This is a genomic window from Spirosoma sp. KCTC 42546, from assembly GCF_006965485.1.
GTDB lineage: Bacteria > Bacteroidota > Bacteroidia > Cytophagales > Spirosomataceae > Spirosoma.
The window spans coordinates 3,525,162-3,543,177 of sequence record NZ_CP041360.1 but is presented as its reverse complement, the minus strand read 5'-3'; the positions used below and the strand labels follow the sequence as shown (position 1 = coordinate 3,543,177).

At 47.9% G+C, this 18,016-nt stretch carries 15 protein-coding genes; all 15 read left to right on the top strand.

The annotated features are described in order from the left end of the window. Positions 1-4: 4 nt before the first annotated feature. The 15 genes from EXU85_RS14415 to EXU85_RS14345 all read left to right on the top strand — a co-directional run bounded on the left by EXU85_RS14415 (position 5) and on the right by EXU85_RS14345 (position 17,903). Complete coding sequence (locus EXU85_RS14415) at positions 5-1,198, top strand: glycosyltransferase family 2 protein (RefSeq protein ID WP_142772759.1); 1,194 nt, start codon at positions 5-7, stop codon at positions 1,196-1,198. 25 nt (positions 1,199-1,223) lie between these two features. Continuing rightward, a complete protein-coding gene (locus tag EXU85_RS14410) occupies positions 1,224-2,708 on the top strand; it encodes an O-antigen ligase (RefSeq protein ID WP_142772758.1) in 1,485 nt (494 codons plus the stop codon). Further along, positions 2,705-3,907: a glycosyltransferase gene (locus EXU85_RS14405; protein ID WP_142772757.1), complete on the top strand. Its 1,203-nt coding sequence runs from the start codon at positions 2,705-2,707 to the stop codon at positions 3,905-3,907. Before EXU85_RS14410 ends, EXU85_RS14405 begins: the two co-directional genes overlap by 4 nt. A 26-nt stretch (positions 3,908-3,933) precedes the next feature. After that, a complete protein-coding gene (locus tag EXU85_RS14400; protein ID WP_246859558.1) occupies positions 3,934-4,788 on the top strand; it encodes a TolC family protein in 855 nt (284 codons plus the stop codon). A gap of 4 nt (positions 4,789-4,792) precedes the next feature. Beyond that, positions 4,793-7,012 carry a hypothetical protein gene (locus EXU85_RS14395; RefSeq protein ID WP_142772756.1) on the top strand — a complete coding sequence of 740 codons (2,220 nt, stop codon included), beginning with the start codon at positions 4,793-4,795 and terminating at the stop codon, positions 7,010-7,012. A gap of 148 nt (positions 7,013-7,160) precedes the next feature. Next, on the top strand, positions 7,161-8,597 hold the full coding sequence (locus EXU85_RS14390) for an MOP flippase family protein (protein ID WP_142772755.1): 1,437 nt from the start codon (positions 7,161-7,163) through the stop codon (positions 8,595-8,597). Positions 8,598-8,767: 170 nt separating this feature from the next. Further along, a complete protein-coding gene (locus EXU85_RS14385; protein ID WP_142772754.1) occupies positions 8,768-9,724 on the top strand; it encodes a hypothetical protein in 957 nt (318 codons plus the stop codon). A gap of 42 nt (positions 9,725-9,766) precedes the next feature. Next, the gene (locus tag EXU85_RS14380; RefSeq protein ID WP_142772753.1) at positions 9,767-10,639 is read left to right on the top strand and encodes an alpha-1,2-fucosyltransferase; all 873 of its coding nucleotides are present in this window, start codon (positions 9,767-9,769) and stop codon (positions 10,637-10,639) included. A 30-nt stretch (positions 10,640-10,669) separates the two neighbouring features. Next, complete coding sequence (locus EXU85_RS14375) at positions 10,670-11,767, top strand: glycosyltransferase family 1 protein (protein ID WP_142772752.1); 1,098 nt, start codon at positions 10,670-10,672, stop codon at positions 11,765-11,767. Between the two features lie 26 nt (positions 11,768-11,793). Then, entirely contained in the window at positions 11,794-12,873 is a 1,080-nt protein-coding gene (locus tag EXU85_RS14370) for an acyltransferase (RefSeq protein WP_142772751.1), read from the top strand. Between the two features lie 24 nt (positions 12,874-12,897). Then, positions 12,898-13,758, top strand: a complete 861-nt coding sequence (locus EXU85_RS14365) for a glycosyltransferase family 2 protein (protein WP_142772750.1) — start codon at positions 12,898-12,900, stop codon at positions 13,756-13,758. 100 nt (positions 13,759-13,858) lie between these two features. Then, positions 13,859-15,346: a gliding motility-associated C-terminal domain-containing protein gene (locus EXU85_RS14360; protein ID WP_142772749.1), complete on the top strand. Its 1,488-nt coding sequence runs from the start codon at positions 13,859-13,861 to the stop codon at positions 15,344-15,346. A gap of 48 nt (positions 15,347-15,394) precedes the next feature. Then, positions 15,395-16,240, top strand: coding sequence for a glycosyltransferase family 2 protein (locus tag EXU85_RS14355; RefSeq protein WP_142772748.1), 846 nt, complete (start codon positions 15,395-15,397; stop codon positions 16,238-16,240). A 78-nt stretch (positions 16,241-16,318) separates the two neighbouring features. Next, on the top strand, positions 16,319-17,089 hold the full coding sequence (locus tag EXU85_RS14350; protein ID WP_142772747.1) for a glycosyltransferase family 2 protein: 771 nt from the start codon (positions 16,319-16,321) through the stop codon (positions 17,087-17,089). Positions 17,090-17,108: 19 nt separating this feature from the next. Beyond that, positions 17,109-17,903 carry a glycosyltransferase gene (locus EXU85_RS14345; protein WP_142772746.1) on the top strand — a complete coding sequence of 265 codons (795 nt, stop codon included), beginning with the start codon at positions 17,109-17,111 and terminating at the stop codon, positions 17,901-17,903. The last annotated feature ends 113 nt before the right edge of the window (positions 17,904-18,016 follow it).

Genomic DNA, 18,016 nt, shown 5'->3' with positions numbered 1-18,016 from the left:
ACAAATGGAAGTATTGCTCCTGATTTGTATAGGACTTGTGGTCTATACCTACCTCGGCTACGGTGTGGTTGTATGGGCATTAATTAAGCTGCGTCCCAAACGACCTGCGGTGCCGGATCTGTCGGCAGATTATACGCCCGAGGTAACGTTAATTGTACCTGCCTACAACGAACTCGATTGTTTACCGGCTAAAGTGGCCAACTCACTTGGACAAGTATACCCGCGTGATCGGATTCGGTTTCTGTTCGTTACCGAAGGCTCAACGGATGGTTCTGACACCTGGCTACGGACGAGCTACGGCGATTCAATCGAGATTCTGGGCGGCACCGAACGGCGAGGTAAAGTAGCAGCCATGAATATGGCGATGCAGCAGATCAAGACCCCAATCGTCATCTTTACCGATGCAAATACCCAGTTGAATCTGGAAGCGGTTCGGAACATTGTCAAACACTTTCGAGACCCGGAAGTGGGTGCAGTTGCTGGTGAAAAACGAATTCAAACGGCCGATAGTGAATCAGCTGCGGGCTCTGGGGAAGGTCTTTACTGGAAATATGAATCGCAACTAAAGCGCTGGGATGCCGAACTGCACACGATTGTAGGCGCAGCAGGCGAGCTGTTTGCCGTTCGCACCGAACTCTACGAGCCGGTGTCGCCGAACACCATCCTGGACGATTTCATGATTTCGCTACTGATAGCCGGTCATGGGTACCGGGTTGCGTATGAGCCCGATGCATATGCGCTGGAACGTCCTTCTTTTTCCATTATCGATGAGCAGAAGCGGAAAATCCGGATTGCAGCGGGTGGCTTTCAATCGATCGTCTGGCTTAAACACCTACTGAATCCATTTCGCTATGGCGTACTCACCTTCGAATACGTATCGCATCGGGTCATGCGCTGGGCGGTAACGCCCATCTGCTTACCGCTGATTTTGCTGCTTAATGCCGGTCTGGTTTTCCGCGATGGCTGGAACTCAGCCTGGGGCTTGCTTTTATTGGCTCAGATCCTATTCTACGGGGCATCCTGGCTGGGGTATGTGCTGGAAAAACGACAGCTCCGCTGGAAGGCCGTTTTCGTCCCATTTTATTTTACGTTCATGAATGTGTGTGCGCTCGCAGGTTTGGTTCGCTATTTGCGGGGTAACCAATCAGGCACATGGGAAAAAGTCCGCCGGGCCAATGCGGTCAATTCTCTTACGTAATTAACGTTGTTGTTACTCAATCGTTATGGCACAATCAGCCTTTTCATTGACAGGTTCCTCAGGCCAATTTTGGCTGTATAGTCTCCTTGGAGGCTTATACACGATTGGTGCGGGCTATCTGGTCAGTACAATGGGGCCAGCCGGGGCCGGGATAGCGATTGTGTTACCGATCGTTATAGGTATTCTGATTGCCTTGCTGATGGAGCCTCGCTTTGGCCTGTTCCTGTATGTACACTTGAGTTTCCTGATTGGCTTCTCCCGGTTTATTTCACTACCTATTCCGCTTGGCCTCCTGGTCGATGGCGTATTGGCGATAACCCTGTTAAGTACCTTTTTGAACGGGCAGCGCATGGAATGGCGTCGGCTGAAAAGCCCCGCTTTTGCGCTGGTTGCCATCTGGTTTGCTTATACCCTCATTGAATTACTGAATCCAGAAGCCCCTTACCGACCCGCCTGGTTTTTCCACGTACGGCCTTTTTCGATGCACTGGTTCATTGTCGCTATCCTGGTGCTGGTTATCCCTATTACCCGAAAAGATATTGGCATTCTGGTCGTTTCCTGGCTGGGGTGGTCGTTTCTGGGGGCGCTCTGGGCATTTAAGCAACAGTACATTGGACTCGCCCCCGCCGAAGTACAATGGTTGAGCGAAGGAAACAATGGTGTAACCCACATTCTGTTCGGTCAATTGCGGAGCTTTTCATTTTACTCCGATGCCGCGCAGTTCGGGGCCGAAATGGCGGGCGTTACGGTAGTAGCCGTCATCCGCGTTTTTGAAGAGAAAAAGATGCTTTATAAAGTAGCCTATATGGCGCTGGCGCTGGTTTTCTTCTGGGGCTACGCCGTTTCTGGAACGCGCAGTGCCCTGTTTGTCATGCTGGCCGGATTTCCATTCTACCTCCTGCTTAAACGCGATTTCCTTAAGCTCGTGATCGGTGTGGTTATGGCCGTTCCACTGGTATTAATTCTTATGTACACCAATGCAGGAAGCTCCAACTACCAGGTGCAGCGAATGCGTTCGGCATTAACCCCTATGAACGATCCCTCCTTCCTGCTGCGACTGCAAAATCAGCAGAAACTGAAGGGTTATCTGGAACACTATCCATTTGGAGCCGGTATTGGTACATCAACGGATATGGGCGCTCGCTTCTCACCCTGGCACTGGGCCGCACAAACACCACCCGATAGCTGGTATGTGGAACTCTGGATTGAAACGGGCCGGGTTGGGGTTACGCTCTATATTCTTATGCTTCTGGGGCTGGCAGGCCTGGGTGTTTATCAGGTCTGGCGATTAAAAGACCCCTGGATGATTAAAGTGATGTATGCGTTTCTGGCGGAGTTTGTCGGCATTGCGCTCATGGGTTATTCCAATCCCGTATTAGGACAATTCCCAACTGATACGATCATTTTCATCAGTACAATGCTGATTGTTACCTGCTATCGATGGGATAGTCAACCAAAAACGGAGTCTTCAGACGTAACCCTCTATTCACATCCCGTTGCTGAACTATGAAACAATTCGACAGCATCATCTGCATAGCTCAAACGTCCTGGAACGGCGATTTCCAGAAGGCAGTCGTACAACTTATGACCGAGCTATCCGCCCGGCACCGGGTGCTCTTTGTCGATTACCTGTACACGGTAAAAGATTTTGTGACGAGCCGAAACGATATGCCAGCGGGGGAAATCCTGTTTGGAAACCCGTTGACCAAAATAGACAACGGGGGTGGCGAAGATCTCTATGTTTGGGCTCCTCCCCTCATGCTACCTATCAACTGGTTATCAGCCAAACCACATGATCAGTTGCTTCAGTTAAATACCAATCGGCTGTTAGGTCGGCTGCGCTCAGTCATGAAGCGGCTGAATATGCACCGTCCGCTGGTGATCAATGCGTTTAATCCGGTGGTTGGATTGCCTATGCTCGGGAAACTGAATGAATGCGCTACCCTCTACTACTGCTTCGATGAGATTACCACGGCGGGTGACTGGATGAGTCGGCATGGACAACGGTACGAAGATGCCTATCTCCGGCGGGTCGATGCAGTTGTAACAACCTCTGAAACGTTACGGCATGACAAATCCGCAGTACAGCCGCAGACCTACTGCGTAAAGAACGGTGCAAATTTTGACCTCTTTAACAAGACACGTCAACTCGCCCAGGAGCATCCGCCCGAAAAACCCATTGTAGGCTATCTCGGCTCAGCGGATAATCGGGTCAATATTGATCTGATGGAGCACTGCGCCCGAACCATGCCGGATGTTGACTTTCAGTTCATCGGCGAGGTGCACGAACCCCTGTTACCGCAGCGGTTAAGCAATTTCCCGAATGTAACATTTATCCCCCCTCATCAACCCGCTGAGTTACCACCGCTGCTGGCCAAGTGGAGTGTGGGTGTCATTCCGTTTGTGTGTAATAAGCATACCTATACAATTTACCCGCTGAAAATCAACGAGTATCTGGCAGCCGGGCTCGCTGTTGTATCGACTCCATTCTCAATCCTGGACGATTTTGATGGCGTTATTGAACTGGCCGATACGCCGGAAAAGTTCGCTCAGGCTCTCCGACGCGCGTTAGCTGACAAGGACCCTAAGCGTGTTCAACAGCGGGTCGATATGGCCCACCGCAACTCCTGGACCGAACGCGCCCATGAGTTTGAAGCGGTTATAAAGCAGGTTCCTAAAGCCTGGCGACAGGAGCAGCCAGCTTACTAACCAAGTGCGTTTTTATCCAATCAACCATGAAAGTACTAAGGCATCCAGACAGCATGAAGACGACCATAGCCAATCGATTTAGTCACCTTATCCTACCGTTCGCGTGGGTACTGACTTTATGGGCAGTAGGCTATGGCGTTAGTTATGGACAGGGAGCTGTGCCGCCAAAACCAGCTACTACCCAGCCACTTGCCACTTCAGTAGCCGCAAGCCCCGTCGACTCCCTGACCTTTGATTTCAATCAGGATATTTCTGTCCAGCTCATCCCGTTTGATGAGATGTTCAAAATAGCCCTGGCTTATTCGCCAGCCGTTAGATTTGAGAGTGCGCTGGCAACGGCCCAACAGGCAGCTTACCAGCTTTCCAAACTGCAACTCTTCCAAAATATTGGCGGATTTGCCAATTATTCATCTGGTAATCAAGCCATTCTATCAACCGGCACTAATACCTCAGATCAGCTGGGACAAATTTCCAACGGCTACCGATATGGGGTGAATTTATCCTTTAGCATTCACAACATAATTGCCCGTCCTCAAGAGATTCGCCTGGCAAAGGCTACCTACGAAGCCAATAAGGAGCGCAGTCGAACCGCTGAAATTCAACTCAAGCGCGACCTCTTCAACCTCTACCAGGACTTACTCTTGTCGCAGCGGGTGCTGCAGATACGTTTGCGCGATGATCAATCCTCGCTGGCGGCTTACCGGATTGCCGAGGTCGAGATGCAGAAGGGGAAAATCACGCCCGAAGCGGCTGCGAACAATAGCAGTCGATACGCTGAAAGCCGAACCACGGTTGAACAGGCCAAGACCCAGTTCATCAAAAATATTTATGCACTCGAACTTGCGGTTGGAGTGCCCATCCGTCAACTGAAACGCCAATAGCCATATGACTTTCCATGAATTTGGTCGGCTCCTGAAGCGGCATCTCATCTGGTTTATTTTGTTCCCTTGCCTGGGTGCTGGGGCCATTTATTACTTCATGCGCAATGAGGCCAGAACGTACAAGACCAAAGCAACCCTCTACACTGGGTTTACCTCAGGTTACTCATTGCGCTCGGCGGAGGAGAACTTCCATGTCGATTATTCTGGGGTTAGTAATGCGTTTGATAACGTACTGACCACCCTCAACTCCAACCAAACCTTGTATGAGGTTGGGGTTCGATTGTTGACTGAGCATCTGTACCTGACCAAGCCAACGGATCGCCAGCTCTCGGCAGCCAGCTTCCAGAAACTTCAGCAGGCTATTCCGGCCAGCTTAAAACAGACCCTGATTAGCTCGGGTATCCCCGACTCTACCCGTAGTCAGATTAACCGCCTGGCCCAAAGTCAGACCGATAACCCCATCCGGCACTTGCTCTTCGGATCAGGTTCGGATTATTCGGCAGACGTCATTGGCAAAAAGCTGAAATCATCCCGACGCGGGGGCAGTGATATGCTGGATCTGGATTACGAAGCCGAAGACCCGGCCATTGCCCAGCAAACCCTGAATTTGGCCATTATCGAGCTCAACGAGCGGTATTCCTCCCTGAAACGGGCCGAAACGAACCCCGTTGTTACCTATTATGAAAATAATGCCAAGGAAGCCAAGAAGCGTCTGGATCAGGCAGAAGCCAAACTGAAGGCGTTCAACGTGCAGCACAATGTACTCAACTTTGAAGATGAATTAAAAACCCGTTCCACTACGCGCGATGCACTGGTAGCTGAATACAATGAGGAAGTGATGCGGAACAAAGCGGCTAAAGCGGCACGGGATGCTCTGGGCCAACGCATGACGCAGGGCGGCACCTTGCTCAAAATCAATACACAGTTAACCGACAAACAAGCCGAATTGACCGCTGCCGAATCGCAGTTGATCAATGCCCGGGCCAATAACCAGCCCCAGTCGGTTCTCGACCAGCACCAGGCCAAAATCAATCAGGTATCCTCAGAACTGAAACAGATTGCCCAGAATTATTTTGCTGCCGACAACTCTGCCGAATCGATTCCGAAACTAACCTTAATCAATGGCTGGCTGGATAAGGTACTTGCCTATGAAGAATCGTCGGCCCGAATGGATATTGTGAAGAAACGCATGGATGACTACCAGGCCGAATCGTCCGCTTTTCCTCCATTGGAATCGGAACAACGGCAGTTAACCCGCGACATGGACGTTGCCGAGAAAGAGTACATGGCGCTGGTTCAATCACTGAATCAGGCCACTACCCACCGGCAGGATATTTCCATTGATGGTACATTATCAGTTCTTGACCCACCCGTTTTTCCCATGACGCCCCAGGGTGCCAAACGCTGGCTCTTTATGGCTATCGGTGCGGGTGCGGGGTTAGTCATTGCTTTGATTCTAGCGGCTATCCGAACCCTGGCCGACAAGCGCATCAATACCCTGGAACAGGCTGAACAACGGCTGGGCAACCCCGTTTCAGCTTCTTTCCCAACCGTCAAGAAGTTTGCGGTTAATGTGAAGGCCAGTCGGGCGGCTACCAGTATGTTCGAGCAGTTAGCCAACTCGATCAACATTACAGTAGGGCAACGAAGTACGCCATCGTATCCGCCCGTTATCACGCTGTTTAGCACACGGGGTAAACAGGGGAAAACCTGGCTGGCACACGGCCTCGCCCGATTATATGCAGAATCGGGGGAACAGGTTGCGTATTATTACCCTCGCCTGGAGGCTTCCGATAAGCACTTTGAGCAGGAGGGCATTTATTTCTACCCCTATGAGGTAAACCCTGGTTTTATGAACGTGCGAGAGCCGGAAGATTTGCTTTCGGCCGAAGATCAGTTGCCTGCCACGGTGTTCAATAAAATTATTCTGGAGCTGCCCCCGCTCGTTAGTAGCCCTATCCCACTGCATCTGGTTAGCCGCAGTGCGGTTTCGTTACTGATTCTGTCGATGCATACCCTGTGGGGGCGTCGGGATAAACAACTGTATGCACAATACCTGAAGGCGGCCAAACAGCCGGTGCTGGTTACGCTGAATAAGGTTGAAGAGAGTAACGCCGACGCGCCAAGCCTCAACGATATGGAACAGGGCCTTACCCGTACCCAGCCGTACAATGCCCCAACTGCAGCATCCCGTACCACCAAAAAAGAGAAAGCCCTAAAATAGGTTGTCATTTGATAGTCATTGGGTTGTCATTAGTAGTCATTAAAAGGTAACTGGTTTTTCGTCAATTAATGACAACCCAATGACTATTAAAGACAACCCAATGACACTCTCTGACCAGACAAGAATAAGTACTTAATTGATAGTTGACATGAGTCAAAAGCAACAGGCAATTAGTGGTGGCAAGTGGATGAGCCTATCAACGGCTCTATCTACCCTGTTGCAGTTTGGGCAGGTAGCGGTACTGGCCCGCCTGCTTGAGCCGTCGGTGTTTGGTATTGTTAGCGTAAGCACACTTCTGATTGCCTTCTTCAGTATTTTCGCGAACCTGGGCTTTTCCAATTCCATCATTTACAAACAGGAAGAGGACCAACAGGTTCTCTCCACTATTTACTTACTGAACCTGGCACTGGGTTTAGTGGTGGGCGTGCTGGTTTTCTTTAGCTGGCCACTTGTTGTTGCCTATTATAAAGAACCCCGCCTGGAGCCAGTCATTAAATTATCGTCCCTGTATTTCGTCATTGTTTACGTCGGACAGATCTACCTGTTTCTGTTACAGAAAGAGCTACAGTTCAGGGCAGTAGCCACCATCGACATGGCGGGTACGCTCGTGGGTACCTTTACAACTATCCTGCTGGCTTATCTGGGTTTCGCCGAATTGGCTCTGATTTATGGCCAATTGGCGCAACAGACACTGAAATCGGGCCTTCAACTTATCTATGGTGGGCATTTATTTTCGCCCGTTTTAAAATTCGATCTGGCACTTATTAAAGATCATTTACGATTCGGTCTCTACAATGTAGGCGATGGAATTGTTGGGTTTATTCAAGCGAACTCCGATAATATTCTGGTTGGTGGCATGCTGGGTGTGAAACAGTTAGGCTATTACACCCTGGCTTCGCAGTTGGCAGTCTTCCCAATTTCCAAACTCAGCCCGATTGTACTACAAGTAGCCTACCCGATTCTGGCCCGCCTGAAAGGCGATACCGACGAACTCAAAAAATCGTATCTGTCTATTCTGGATTTACTTAGCTACGTCAACCTGCCTTTACTGGCTGGTTTATTTATCACTGCCGATAGCGTAGTACCGCTGTTTTATGGCCCAGGTTGGGAGCCTACGATTCAGCTCATCCGAATTTTTGTGTTCGTAAGCATTTTTACGTTCCTCAGCAATCCGTTGTTTACCCTGGCTTTTTCAAAGGGCAAACCCAAACTGCTGTTTATGCTCAATGTTGTTACACTGTTCATTAAAATACCGCTTGTTTATGTGCTTGCGCAGTACGGGGGTGTGGTCGGCATCGCGGTGGCGTTTATGCTGGCAACACTAGCCAATCTGATCCTGAATTTCCGAATTGTACATACGCTGATTGGCTCGTTCCTCAGCGAATTCGCACAATCCATTGCTAAGCCCGTCCTGTTCTGTCTGCTCATGGTCGGTGCCATTGCCATCTACAAATCGTTCACGAATTCGGTCAGCGTAGTGCATACGATTGTGCAGATTGTGCTGGGAGGAGTGATCTACATTGGCCTGACACTCCGGTATAAATTCCCGCTGGCAGACCTGAAAGCATTGGGAAAAACGGTATGAGTACAGTTTGAAGTTTGGAGTTCGTGGTTTGAAGTTAGTTACTCATTGAGGTAATAGACTATCTCAGGAAAACGATACAGCCATGCTCAACATCAAAATAAATTACTAAAAATCAGATACTTACGCAAGTATAAACGTCAAACCGCGAACTACAAACTTCTAACTAATCTATGCAACGGCTTATTTTAAAATCACTTTACGTAGTCGCTCTCCTGAAGTATCCAAAGATCCGTAAGGATTTGCGGTATTTCATCCGGGACAATTACTACTGCAAGCTGGTTCAGGGCCGTTTCCTGTTGCGCGATTACGTCCTGAAAGAAAAATATAAAGTCATCAGTTATCAGGGAGAATTTGATCAGGAAGTCCGGTATGTATTACCATTTGCTTACTGGCATTATTTAAATGGTACGCTAAAAAAGACTATTTCGGCCAAGGGTACAGCAGACTTTTATTTTTTCAGCCCGGAGCACGAAGAGCGATTCCAGAAACGAATCTGGACCGAGTCGTATACGCACTATGATGTGCCGAATATGACCCACAGCTACACCTATAGTTTCCGAAACTGGGCGCAGGTTCCGTACAAGGCCCATTACCAGAATGATGTTTTTGTGTTTGATAAGCCCCTGCTGGTTATTGCCAATAAGTACAACATCGAGTGGGATCAGCCGCCCATTAACTTCCTGGATATCCCTTCACTTGAACGTATTATTCGCACCTACGGCTCGCGCTATCAACTCATTTATAACCGACCATTGCCCAGCCAAATTGTAGAGGACAACAGTGAAACGATGTCTCTCCATGAACACAGCTGGCTTCGGGAAACGTACCCGGAGGTAATTCTGATGGACGATTTGTACGCAAAGTATCATCCCTCCGTAGTCAGGAATTACAATCATCTGCAACTGATGGTCTACGCCAACTGCAACCATTTCATTTCCATGCATGGCGGTACGGCAGCGTTGGCCAGTTGTTTTGGGGGAACAAACATCATCCTGTCAGACCCGAATTGGGGGTTCGAACACGCGTTCAATGAATACGAAACACTTTTCCCGAAACTGTCGGGGGCAACGATTCTGCATGCCCGAAAACGGGAGGAGATTTTTACTTTTTTAAGTACCCATTTCTGAGACCACCCACCCGTACAGAGCATCCATAAACTAACAATTGCAATGATTATCAGCAGGATAACAAGTGGCTTGGGGAATCAACTTTTTCAGTATGCGGTGGGTCGTCACCTCTCCCTGAAAAACAAGACTCCTTTATACGCAGACTTAAGTTATTATTTACATCAGTACAGTGATGACACCTCGCGTTCGTTTAAGCTTGGCAACTTTTCGGCCCCCTACCGAATCCTCCAGGAGTCGCCGGTCGAGTATATGTCTAAGGCTACAAAACTCTTGCCAAACCGCAGCCTGAAACCTTTTTTTTTATTTCTGAAGGAGAAACAATTCCACTTCGACGAACAGGTACTCCGGTCTCATGCGGGTTGTCTTATTCTGGAAGGATTCTGGCAATCAGAAGCCTATTTTAAAGGCAGTGCCGATATCATTCGGCGCGATTTACAGTTGAGCACCACCCCCAGCCCTGAATTTGATCAGTACCTGCAGCAGATTCGGGCTACCCCAGCTCCGGTTTCCATTCACGTTCGTCGGGGTGATTACGTAAACCACCCTGAGTTCAGTAAAACGTTCGGCTTTATTGGGCTCGACTATTACAAGAAGGCCATTCGGCACATCACGAAGGAAATTAAAAATCCTCACTTTTTCGTCTTCAGCGACGATAAAGAATGGGTTCGGGAGAATTTGCCTTTACCGGGTGATAGCACATTTGTTCAGAACACCGGCCCAACCGGCGATGTGGCCGATCTGGTGTTAATGAGCCACTGTAAGCACCACATTATTGCCAATAGCTCATTCAGCTGGTGGGGGGCCTGGCTAAATCCTAACCCCGATAAACTGGTGATCACGCCCAGCAACTGGTATAAAGACAAACCCGACTGGGATACGAAAGATTTGCTACCCGCAACCTGGTTATCGCTCTAATCAAGCCGACTGTTTTACAACCACACGACTATGACGAAGGTATTCATCGATCACCAGAAATTTAGCACCCAAAAGTACGGCGGTATCAGCCGCTACTTTGCCAACATCATTGAAGGTATCAAGCACACTGAGGACATCACGTATCAGCTAGGGGTTCTGCACGCCAAAAATCATTATCTCCAGAATGAACCATTGGCCATGAAAGGTGCACTTAGCGACCAGATCATGAATAAACACGAGAAATTAGACATTCTGGCCAACAAGTTTTACTGCGAGCGAATCCTTAAAAAAAATGAGTTCGATGTGTTTCATCCCACCTATTATGACCCATACTTCCTCAACCTACTGAAAAAACCGCTGGTCATTACCATTCATGACCTGACCTATGAGCGCTTGCCTGAGTATTTCTGGGCGCAGGACCCACTCACCCAGCAAAAGCGACTCAATATTGAGCGGGCAGATGCCATCATCGCCATCTCAAACACAACCCGGAAAGATCTGCTCCATTTTTTTAATGTCGATCCAGCCAAAGTATTTACAATCTATCACGGTATTGAGCTGGATACACCTCTTCAATTCCAGCCGGTACCTCATCTGCCTGAACGCTATGTGTTGTTTGTTGGCGACCGAAGCGGCTACAAGAACTTTTATTTATTTATGAACGCCATCCAGCCGCTGATGCTGGATATGCCCGATTTGAATGTAGTACTGACTGGCGGAGGGAAAGTAGAAGTAGCAGATCAGGAATTCCTGATGCGGCTCGGCCTTACGGATCGGGTACGGCACATCAACGCCACCGACGAACAACTCAATTATCTGTATCAGAATACGCAACTGTTTGTCTATCCATCGCTGTACGAAGGCTTTGGTTTACCAATCCTGGAAGCCTTTAAAGCAAAGTGCCCTATCCTGCTAAGCGATACGGACTGTTTCCGTGAAGTAGCCGCTGATGCCGCCGTTTATTTTAAATCGACAGACCTGAACGATCTGACCAGCAAGCTTTCCAGCACATTGGCAGATAGTGCCTTACGTGCAAAGCTAGTTGAGCTAGGTTCGCAGCGACTGAAAAGCTTTCCATTGAAAAAGTCGATCGATAAAACACTGGACGTATATAGGTCTTTAGCCTGAACTGGAACCCGAAAACGCGTTATGATATGAGATTCCGAGCGGTTGATACATTTAGAGGACTGGCTGCCATTATGGTTATCCTGTTCCATTTGCAGCACCTGACAGTCTTATCGGGCATCGCTTTCATTATGAAAAGCGACATCTTTGTCGATTTCTTTTTCGTGTTATCGGGTTTCGTAATCACCTATAGTAATTACGATAAGATTACGGATATGGCCAGTATCAAACCGTTTGCCATCAAACGATTCAAGCGTTTGTATCCGCTCCATCTGTTTACGCTGCTGTTAGTTCTTGCCTTTGAACTTTTTCGCTATGGGGTTGATCGCTATGTAGTTAAGCTCTCGAATCCGATTTTTTATGCGGACAAGACGTTCGCTTCATTCCTGGCTAATCTTACCCTAACCCAGTCGCTGAATTTGTTTGACCGTATTACCTGGAACGGACCTAGCTGGAGCATTAGTGTTGAATTTTACACCTATCTGGTCTGGGCATGCTGCCTGGTGATTTTCCGCAAGAATTTACTAATTATTTGTAGCCTCAGCTTCGGTTTGATTGCCTGGTTTATTGTAAGCCACCACGGCAACATCATCTACAACTACGACTATGGTCTTGTTCGATGCTTGTACAGTTTTCTCATTGGTATGCTCACGTACCGACTGAGTCGGCGGTTGCCTTCTGTGGGTAACTATTGGCCCGCTACTGTATCAGAAGCGCTGTTACTTGGGCTGACCATGTACTTTGTGAATGAGTTTACCCATTCGCAGAGTTGGCTAATGCCTTTTTTGTTTGCGCTGGTTATCCTGGTTTTTTCCCGGGAAACCGGAGCCATTGCGAAGGTACTGGCTCAGGATCGCTTTGAGTTTTTGGGTAAACTCTCGTACTCCTATTACCTCAATCACCTGATCGTACTGAATGTCATGGATCTGCTCCTCTTCAAGATAATTAAGCTGCCTGCAACAGCCATTGGCGAATCAGTGTATATCCTTGTTTGTCTGGCCTGTGTTCATCTGCTGTCGGTCTTTACCTACCGGCATGTTGAACTAATCCTCCAGACGCCTTCATCCAAACGATCGGTAAAGTCAGCCGCCGAAGCAACGGCTTTTTAATACAACTCATAACTAACTTCCTCTATGAATATCGTAAGTATACCCGCCTGGATAAGTCAATTTAATTTCCCCTATGCCTCGTACGATGCAATTCCGGATTCGGTATTTGACAAAATAAACCGTGATCTGGAAACGCTTCAGCATCCAGATCCACTCGTTAGCATTGTCATTCCATCCTGGAATGAGGAAGTGAATGTTCTCAAGAGTATTGCGTCTCTGGCAAAATTAAAGACAACGATACCCCTTGAAATTCTGGTAGTTAACAACAACTCGACCGATCAGACGCAGAAAACGCTGGACCGTCTTCGGGTTCGCACCGTCTTTCAGCCCATTCAGGGTTGGGGACCAGCCCGGCAAATGGGTCTGGAGCACGCCAAGGGTAAGTATATACTCACTGCCGACTCGGACTGCCTGTACCCACCCGACTGGGTCGATGAGATCATGGCCGTCTTGCAGCAGCCTGGGGTTGTTTGCGTGTATGGCCGTTATTCATTTATTCCATCTCCTGGATTTCCACGCTGGAAACTCTCACTTCTGGAAACAATGAAAGATGGCATTGCGGAAATTCGGCATTTAAAGCGTCCCCATTTGAATGCCTATGGAATGAGCCTGGGGTATTTACGCGAACCTGCCCTGAAAATAGGGTATGTGATGCATAAAATTCGGGGCGAAGACGGCCGTATGTGCTTCGATCTGATGAAGTATGGCAGTATCAAACAGGTAAAATCGGATAAATCCCGTGTGTGGACAGGCACCCGAACCCTTGAAAAAGATGGCAGTTTTTCACGAACGGTTTGGCTGAAAATCGGGATCGAATTACGGCGTTTCGGCAGCCTGTTCGTCTCGCAGCGCCCCCACGATACCAAGACATCAACGAATCCGTAGGTTTACTAAATTGTCATATATGGCCATTCATAGTGATTCGTTGTCAGGTATTGTCATTGATAGTCGGTTAGTCAATAAATAGCTAACACCAACACAGATTATGTCCGGGCATGAATCAGCTCTTTACTGGATTTCCTTCGTATTGATTCTGCTAACCAGCAGCGCAGTATGTCAGGCACAATGCAGTGTTGGGTCGATTATTTGCGAAACGTTTGGCACGGGTGTACGCGGTGCCTTACCAGCAGGACAAACAAACTTTACGTATAGACCGATTACGTGCCCAGGCGATGGCGAATACAACCTAATGGACACGGTATCTGGCGGTTGCCATGGTGATGCCTGGCATCAGGTGAGAGAAGATCACACAGCAAATGATGTTCGGGGTAATATGTTTGTCGTCAATGCGTCCTATCAGCCCAGCGCATTTTATAGCCAGCAGGTGGCGGGTCTTTGTCCGGGCGTTACATACGAGTTTTCACTTTGGGCCTTGAATTTGAATAAGATTATGGAAGCAGGCGACTGTGATGGATACAGTCTTCGTAATCCAATTATTGTTATGCGGATTGAACAGACAGACGGAACACTTATTAAAGAAGTTACCCAGCCAGCTGTTCCTCGCACAACAACAGCTACCTGGGTTCAACTAACTATGCAATTCGCGATTCAGACAAATACGGATGCTATTGTTGTCAAACTGATCAACAATGGTCTCGGCGGATGTGGCAATGATCTGGCAATTGACGATATTGGATTTCGCCCGGTTCATCCAGACCTGACAATTCAACTTCCAACGACAACGGCTACTCAAACCACCGTATGCGCTGATACACGCCTAACCTTAACTGTAGGTACGGCTACCGGTTACCCGAATCCAGTTTATTTATGGCAGCAAAGTCGGGATAATAGCAACTGGACAGCCGCGCCGGGTTCTGGTCAGACTACCTATACCATTAATCCGGTTCTGGCGGGGCGAACCTATTATCGGCTTCGTAACACGCAGCAGATCAATGAGTCGGCTGTGGGGCGGGCGCAGTGTTCGGCGGAATCAAACGTATTGATTGTTGATGGGAGGCCGGATGCGCCATTTAATCTGGGAGATGATTTGACCCTTTGTGAGGGAACTTCGCTGACGTTAACGATTCCGGATGCCTTACCCAACGGTACCACCTTTGTCTGGTCAAACCAAAGCACTAACCGGCAAGTAACGGTCAATTCAACTGGAGCTTACTGGCTCGAAACGAATCTGGCGGGTTGTACCTATCGGGATACGGTTTCGGTGACGGCCCAGAACTGCCACCTGGAAGATATTTATATTCCGGATGCCTTTTCACCAAACGGCGATTTACTAAACGATCAGTTAGTTGTTCGGCACGCAGGCCGGTTTACTTCCTATCTGTTTCGGGTCTATGACCGATGGGGAAGTTTGATTTTTGTGAGTAGAGATGCTGATTACTCCTGGGATGGAACATTTCATAACCAAGCCTGTATCTCAGGCATTTATGCCTGGACCATTCAGTATAGTATTCTAAATTTAGTAAATCAGGAGCGGTATTTCACCCGAAGTGGTCGGGTTATGCTGGTTCGTTAAGTAGGTGTAGTTGTCTGCTTATATCCCAAATTTCTAAACACGGTTGCCATGAATGCCATTTCCTGTAGTGTATTAGTAGCTACCTATAATCGCCCAGCTGCACTGGAACTGTGTTTAGTGAGCCTGTTTGAGCAGCGTCAGTTACCAACTGAAATCATTGTCTGCGACGATGGGTCTTCCATACAGACGGGACAACTCATTGAACGACTGAAGCAGTTAAGTCCTGTTCCCCTGCTGCATGTATGGCAGCCCGATGAGGGGTTTCGGCTTGCCCGGATCCGTAATCTGGGCTTTGCGATGGCTAAAGGCGCTTATATTATTCAACTGGATGGTGATGTGATCTTACATCCTCTTTTTGTGCAGGATCACCTGTATCATGCTCAACCCAGTTACTTCTTTTCAGGAAATCAGTTCAAGTTATCTGCCGATAGTACCCAACAACTATTAACAGAACCATCCTTATCCCTTAACGCTTTGTTACGTCAATCTCATTGGCATTGGAGTAGTCTACGCGTATTGACACTCCAAAAATTCATAGCCCGATTTTATCATTGGGGCACGCACTATAAATACGTGCTGGGCTGTAATATGGGATTCTGGCGACAGGATCTGGTTCGGGTAAATGGCTATGACGAACAATTTTTAGGCTGGGGTTGGGAAGATACCGAACTCGCCCTGCGGTTGATCAATCGGGGAATTAACCTACGTTTTATCCGGCTTGGTGCTATTCAGTATCATCTATACCACCCAACGGCCTCACGTGGTCAGGAAGATATAAATCGAGCCCGAGCCATGCATACACTCCACCAAAAACTAACCGGTTGTCAAAAAGGCTTACAGCAACATCTGCAACAGCTAGAATCGCCTTTAAGCAATGAGGCAGAATTAGGGTAGAATCGATAGACCTATCCCATCAATATTGTTCCAGCCCTTACCATCAAAACGATCCGCACGTCTTTCTTTTCAACGGCTATGCTACAGAGTTATCACTTTCCGGACGTCACACTGTTGATCACCCATTATAATCGAAGCCATTCGCTGGAAAATTCGCTACTAACTTTTCAGCGACTGAACTGTCATTTTGGTAGTATAGTGGTGTCGGACGATGGCAGTAAAGAAGTCCATTTAGCGCACTTGACTCAATTGCAGCATGATTTTGGCTTCCAGCTCATTACTACACCCAAAAATCGGGGTTTAGGTAATAACATCAACAAAGGCCAGGATGCCGTAAAAACGCCGTATACCCTCTATGTTCAGGAGGATTTTGAACCTACCGCCGAATTTCCTGATCGGCTGGTGGAGTCGCTGACTATTATTAAAGAGCATCCCGAGTTCGACATTATTCGCTTTTATGCCTATGTGCGCTATCCATATTTAAAGCCTTACAACCAAGGTTTTTCGGAGATGGTTATCCCTCCCTGGGCAACCAGGTACACCAAAATATACGCCTACAGTGATCATCCTCATCTGCGACACAGTTCATTTTTAGAGAAATTTGGCCGCTATGCAGAAGGGCTTCGGCCCGATAAGACAGAATACTGGACGTGTATTTCCTTTGTTCAGAAAAAAGGGAAGGGGCTATTTTATAACGACTTCAAACAACTATTTCACCAGAAAAATAGCCAGTCAGAGCCCAGTACGTACAAGCAGGAACAGTGGTCCGTTAGTAAAAACTCACTACTCGTTTTTGTTCGGCACATTTATCGACAGGTCAAGTACAATTACGATATCTATTTCAGATAGCGGCCTACCTAACTTACCAATGACACAGACCTACGACTTCCCCAATGTCACGCTGCTGATTACCCATTACAATCGTAGCCACTCATTGGAAAACCTATTAACTTCTTTCAAAAGGCTCAACTGTTGCTTTGGCGATATCGTTGTGTCGGATGATGGTAGTAAAGAACCGCACGTAACGCACCTAACCCAGCTTCAAAAAACCTTTGGTTTTCAACTCATTACAACGCCCGTAAACCGAGGATTAGGCAATAACATAAACAAAGGGCAAGACGCCGTTAAGACCCCGTACACGCTGTATATCCAGGAAGATTTTGAGCCTATGCCCGAATTCCCGGACAAGCTGGTCGACGCACTGGCCATTATGACCCAACAACCTGGCTTTGATATTATCCGGTTTTACGCCTACATGCGCTACCCATATATGAAACAGTATGACGCTTCGTTTTCGGAGATGTTCATTCCGCCCTGGGCAATCAATTACAAGAAACTCTACTTTTACAGCGACCACCCGCACCTGCGCAGAAGCTCTTTCTTTGCCAAATTCGGCCGGTATGTGGAAGATATCCATCCTGACCAGACCGAATACCGAATGAGTATTTCCTTTATTCAGAAAAAAGGGAAAGGGTTATTTTACAACAACTTCAAGCAACTATTTCACCAGAAAAATAGTCAGGAAGAGCCCAGCACCATCCATCGAAAGCGATGGACCTTTAGTAAAAATCCGTTTATAGCAACCTATCGTTACCTATACCGCCATTTGAAATTCAATTACGATATTCACTTCATGCGGCTCGACTCGAACAAAGCGAAGTGAGTTTTATTTTTTTAACCACAGAGGCACAGAGAACACAGAGTTTTAAAAGATTGCTTTTTATCTCTTAAACTCTGTGTTCTCTGTGCCTCTGTGGTTAAAATTTTTACCCTGTT

What these genes read in the sequence shown, in the direction of transcription:
- EXU85_RS14390 (WP_142772755.1), top strand. Translation starts at nt 7,161, where the DNA reads ATGAGTCAAAAGCAACAGGCAATTAGTGGTGGCAAGTGGATGAGCCTA.
- EXU85_RS14360 (WP_142772749.1), top strand. Translation starts at nt 13,859, where the DNA reads ATGTCCGGGCATGAATCAGCTCTTTACTGGATTTCCTTCGTATTGATT.
- EXU85_RS14395 (WP_142772756.1), top strand. Translation starts at nt 4,793, where the DNA reads ATGACTTTCCATGAATTTGGTCGGCTCCTGAAGCGGCATCTCATCTGG.
- EXU85_RS14345 (WP_142772746.1), top strand. Translation starts at nt 17,109, where the DNA reads ATGACACAGACCTACGACTTCCCCAATGTCACGCTGCTGATTACCCAT.
- EXU85_RS14410 (WP_142772758.1), top strand. Translation starts at nt 1,224, where the DNA reads ATGGCACAATCAGCCTTTTCATTGACAGGTTCCTCAGGCCAATTTTGG.
- EXU85_RS14415 (WP_142772759.1), top strand. Translation starts at nt 5, where the DNA reads ATGGAAGTATTGCTCCTGATTTGTATAGGACTTGTGGTCTATACCTAC.
- EXU85_RS14365 (WP_142772750.1), top strand. Translation starts at nt 12,898, where the DNA reads ATGAATATCGTAAGTATACCCGCCTGGATAAGTCAATTTAATTTCCCC.
- EXU85_RS14400 (WP_246859558.1), top strand. Translation starts at nt 3,934, where the DNA reads ATGAAAGTACTAAGGCATCCAGACAGCATGAAGACGACCATAGCCAAT.
- EXU85_RS14355 (WP_142772748.1), top strand. Translation starts at nt 15,395, where the DNA reads ATGAATGCCATTTCCTGTAGTGTATTAGTAGCTACCTATAATCGCCCA.
- EXU85_RS14385 (WP_142772754.1), top strand. Translation starts at nt 8,768, where the DNA reads ATGCAACGGCTTATTTTAAAATCACTTTACGTAGTCGCTCTCCTGAAG.
- EXU85_RS14380 (WP_142772753.1), top strand. Translation starts at nt 9,767, where the DNA reads ATGATTATCAGCAGGATAACAAGTGGCTTGGGGAATCAACTTTTTCAG.
- EXU85_RS14370 (WP_142772751.1), top strand. Translation starts at nt 11,794, where the DNA reads ATGAGATTCCGAGCGGTTGATACATTTAGAGGACTGGCTGCCATTATG.
- EXU85_RS14375 (WP_142772752.1), top strand. Translation starts at nt 10,670, where the DNA reads ATGACGAAGGTATTCATCGATCACCAGAAATTTAGCACCCAAAAGTAC.
- EXU85_RS14405 (WP_142772757.1), top strand. Translation starts at nt 2,705, where the DNA reads ATGAAACAATTCGACAGCATCATCTGCATAGCTCAAACGTCCTGGAAC.
- EXU85_RS14350 (WP_142772747.1), top strand. Translation starts at nt 16,319, where the DNA reads ATGCTACAGAGTTATCACTTTCCGGACGTCACACTGTTGATCACCCAT.